Here is a 3,573-nt window from a genome sequence, read left to right as displayed (position 1 = left end):
TGCGGCTGCGGCAGCTCTTCAGATGCCCCTGCGATCAGCGCGGGCATGCCCTCAGCCGGCGCCAACCGGCCGACCGATCGAACTGTCACTGAAGCTGAGGCACAGCGAAGACACTTGAAGCCGCTGTGGCATCCGAGCAGGAAAATGCAGACCGCTACTCGTCGGGCGACTACGCGGGGCAATGGTTGCTCTATAGCCGTCAGTTGCGCGACGCGATCAGCCAGGACGACTACGAAGCGTTCGCTGAGCGGTGTGCGGAAGAGACGCAGCGACCCGAGGGAGCTAACCTCACCGTCGAAGGTGTTCGCATGGAAGGCACCAGCAAGGCGATTGTTCGCGTCGGTTGGCTCGACATCGCGAAGGTAAGTCGCACCATGGTCTATGAAGACGGTCAGTGGTTACAGGAACCGACTGACAAGTTGACCGAGAATTTCGGCAAGCCTGCCGCGGAGTGGATCTGTTAGAGGGTAAGTCCCTTGGGGGCAACGGGTTTGAACTGGGCGGATCGCGATGATGCGCCGCCGTCCCGGGCGGTATCCGTTCCCAATCTTCTCGGCGACCCTGGCTGCGGAGTGCTCGGCTCCTTCTACCAAGGCGACGTGACAAAATTCCGCAGACAGGGAGCTTAGCTAACCCAGCATCGGCAGTCCAGGAACGGGATTCAAGAGGACCTCCTTCGGATCCGACCGGGCGTTAGTAGCCTCGGCCGCCAGCGGCCGGCCCGGCAGAAACGGGGCCAATGTCGGGTGCCGCCAGGTTGAGGGGGACCCGTTTGGTAGCTCAGTTGATCTGTACCCGCTGTTTCGAGCCGTGATCATGCGCGTTGACGGATCGAATATGTCCTCGAAGTGCCGGTTGGCCACCTCGACCTCGAGCCCGGCAGCTACACAGGTCGCGCGTTGTTGGCGCAGGCCTATGCCAGCGAGGCACTGTTGCCGTTGCGGAATCCCTTCGCTGCGCGGCAATAACGCCGATCCATTCGGTTGCGACACCATAAGCCCCGCGACCAACGTCCACGCCCCGGCCGCATGTCGGTGGTGTGGTGCAGCATTGTCGATGTGGATGAAAGAGATTTCGCGGAGTGGGATGGCCTCGATGCGGTGGTTGTCCCGCCGGATGCGGGCGGGTATGCCGCGGCGTTGGAGGGGATCTTGCTTCGGATTCCCGATGGGTGGGGCCGCGGCTTTCGCCACGAGCGCGGCTGGTATCGATTGGTGGTCGATTTGGATGCGCGGCTGGCGGAACTCGACCCGGATTATGTGGTGCACCAGGTGAAGGAAAAGTTCGGCACTCTGCGCTTCTACTGCTCGCCTAACGGCGGTCCTGACTCTCCGGCAGCGGAGAGCTTCGATGCTCTCGTTGAGGAAGCGCAGTGCGCGTCGGCGGCGATTTGCGAACGCTGCGGGTCACCGGGTGCGCTGACTAAGCACGGTGACTGGCTTAAAACGCTGTGTGCGGCTTGCGATGACGTTGGGGGCTGACCTCGCCGACCTTTGGAACCGCCGCGGCGGAAAATCCTGGTGACAACGCCCCCGCCTGGTGGGACCGTTGAAGAACTATGCCCGAAGATCATCCGAAGCTCTACGTGACCGATTTCTCGAACACTCCCGGCACTCAGCGGTGGCGGGAGCAACAAGAACACGGCCGGGTGGAGGGTCGCCGACGCTATCAGGATTACCTCGCGGGTGTGTTCAACGAGCGCGGTGTCGCCGACTCCGAGGCGCTGGCCGACGCGACGCTGAGTGCATTATTCGACTGGCGTTCGGTGGCCACCGGTGAGCGCTGCAGATGTACGTGCCACCCGCGCCTGGCGGACGGCGATCAGCACGACTACGGGTTCGGTTGCAGCTGCACCCACAACGCCCAACAGCGCCGAGAGGCCGCTGAACGTCGCCGCGCCGCCATCGAGGCGTCCTGGACTTCCCCGCAAGCCCTTCGCCGGGCTGGGGAGCGTGACGCCGAGACCAAGGAACTGCATGCGTGGCTGGACACCCAGCCTGGGGTGTCGGTTTCCAGTCGTGGTGGGCTTTACCCGGAGCAGTGGGAAGGCACGGTCGACGGGCGTAGCTTCTACTTTCGGGAACGCTGGGACGACTGGCGCATCGAGCTCGACCTGAAGCCCAGCGGACGGTTCGCAAAAGCCGTCACCGGCGTCGACGACAGACAGATCGAGACCAAGGAAACCGAAATCCTCAGCGGCGAGGTGATCGCCAGCGGCGACATATACGTGGACGGCTACGGCGAAACGCCCATGCAGCGGGCACAATTCATCGTCGATACCATCCGCGTGCACCTAGCCCGCCAAACCTGCACGCATCACGGCGGCGACCTGTCGCGAGTCCACGACATCCTCGACGAGCAGATACGATGGTGCCCCCTCTGCGGAGCCCGGCTCTTGGGCGTATCAGTAGCGTCGGAACGGCAGGCCACATTCGCTGCTGAGCGGGCGGCAACACTCGCCGATAACGCTGAGGGTGAGGCCCTGGAAGGTCGTGGGGTTCGTCAGCGGCTGCGGCAGGCGTTTGCTCATGTGGCCGAGCGTTCTGGCGAGCTATACGAAAGGCTGAAGTGACGCCTTGGTGTGGGGGTTGCGTTCAGCTCTGATTCGTTGGCATTCGTAGGTGTCCGCCGATGACCGGATTCCGCCTCTGACATGCGTTTCGCGTGCGTCGGCATGCACCAGCGGAAGCGATAAACGACACTGGGGTCAAGTGGTCGCAGTCGACATCTCAACGACGAGACCAAGGCCCGCGGGGATGAGCCGCGGGCGTTGACTCATCCGTGCCGCTCCAGTCGTTTCAGCTCGGCACGCAGACGCTTGGCTTCGCGCTCGGTCTTCGTCAATTCCTCGCGCAGACGCTCCTCGGGGGTTTTCTGCCTGCGTGGCTTGCGCGGCCTGGGCGGCGGCGGGATCACGCGCGGTTTTGGGTGCTCGACGTTGGGAGTCCTTAGGCACATTTTTGGCACAGTTACAGATAAATCGGGGCGATTGGGTGAATCCCGGTGAACGTCGATTGCCTGGCCGAGGCGCTTTCGGGTCTCTCGCCAGGGTGGCGAAACGGGTTCAATTCCCGGCAGTTCCACCGAAAATAGCAGCAGGTCAGGCCCCGCAAGTCGTGGCCTGTTCTCCTTCGGACACGCCGCTGTCCAAAGCGCCCAAGGCGGAGTCAGCCGCCGAAGCGGACCAGGCGCGGCAAAGCGGTCGGCTCACATTTGATTCGTCTCTCTACGAAGGCCGCCAGAGCACCGAAATCCGCTAGCCGGGCCGGCCAAGCCTCAGCAAACCGGTCAAACCTCACAGCGCGCGATCAATGCCGGCCATCGGCCCTTCCAATAGGGGATACGCACCCGGGAGTCCCCCACGGGCCCATTTTGACCCACTCGAGTCTCATTAGCCACCAAACACAAAGGTCACGGCCTCTTTTGAGTTCGTGACTGTTATGCCTTGAGTTCGTGGAACTGCTCATGGTGGGCGAAGGGGGACTTGAACCCCCACGTCCCGAAGGACACTGGCACCTGAAGCCAGCGCGTCTGCCATTCCGCCACTCGCCCGAATGACCGAGGGAGCCTATC

The 3,573-nt window shown here is 63.0% G+C and carries 3 protein-coding genes and 1 tRNA gene; 3 read left to right on the top strand and 1 reads right to left on the bottom strand.

Annotation, left to right across the window (positions count from 1 at the left end):
• The first annotated feature begins 125 nt into the window (after positions 1-125).
• The 3 genes from ACPGXI_RS17790 (at position 126) to ACPGXI_RS17780 (ending at position 2,572) form a co-directional block, all read left to right on the top strand.
• Positions 126-464: a hypothetical protein gene (locus ACPGXI_RS17790; RefSeq protein ID WP_526655322.1), complete on the top strand. Its 339-nt coding sequence runs from the start codon at positions 126-128 to the stop codon at positions 462-464.
• Between the two features lie 564 nt (positions 465-1,028).
• A complete protein-coding gene (locus tag ACPGXI_RS17785; RefSeq protein WP_526655320.1) occupies positions 1,029-1,481 on the top strand; it encodes a hypothetical protein in 453 nt (150 codons plus the stop codon).
• Positions 1,482-1,558: 77 nt separating this feature from the next.
• Entirely contained in the window at positions 1,559-2,572 is a 1,014-nt protein-coding gene (locus ACPGXI_RS17780; protein ID WP_526655318.1) for a hypothetical protein, read from the top strand.
• A gap of 894 nt (positions 2,573-3,466) precedes the next feature.
• Here the strand turns inward: ACPGXI_RS17780 and ACPGXI_RS17775 are convergent.
• A tRNA-Leu gene (locus ACPGXI_RS17775) sits at positions 3,467-3,552 on the bottom strand.
• Positions 3,553-3,573 lie beyond the last annotated feature (21 nt).

The organism is Mycobacterium sp. (assembly GCF_049608025.1).
Lineage (GTDB): Bacteria > Actinomycetota > Actinomycetes > Mycobacteriales > Mycobacteriaceae > Mycobacterium.
The sequence above is the reverse complement of the archived record's forward strand: the minus strand, read 5'-3'. Positions and strand labels throughout refer to the sequence as shown.